Source organism: Pseudomonas sp. SIMBA_067 (genome assembly GCF_046534675.1).
In the GTDB taxonomy this organism is placed as follows: Bacteria; Pseudomonadota; Gammaproteobacteria; order Pseudomonadales; family Pseudomonadaceae; genus Aquipseudomonas; species Aquipseudomonas putida.
On record NZ_JAWRYH010001156.1, the window covers coordinates 1 to 243 of the forward strand.

At 68.3% G+C, this 243-nt stretch carries 1 protein-coding gene; it reads right to left on the bottom strand.

Translation table 11 applies throughout. The features are described 5' to 3' along the window. Positions 1-243 (bottom strand): 3D domain-containing protein (locus SB765_RS32930; RefSeq protein WP_410932936.1); only part of this gene is annotated, 243 nt, incomplete at both ends.

Here is a 243-nt window from a genome sequence, read left to right on the forward strand (position 1 = left end):
TGCCCCTGCTGCTTCATGTTACCGGCCAGCTCGCCTGCCTCAGGCCCGGTGCCCCAGAACAGGTCCGCACGCACTTCGCCAGCAATGGCTCCGCCCGTATCCTGAGCGCCTACCGGCCGCACCACCGGCGTACCGTCCGGGCGCGTGGTCGACAACCAGAGCAGGCTGCCCAGCGGAATCACCTTGCGGTCGATTGCCACACTGTACCCGGCCGTCAATGGCACATTGAGCGAGCCGCGCGGG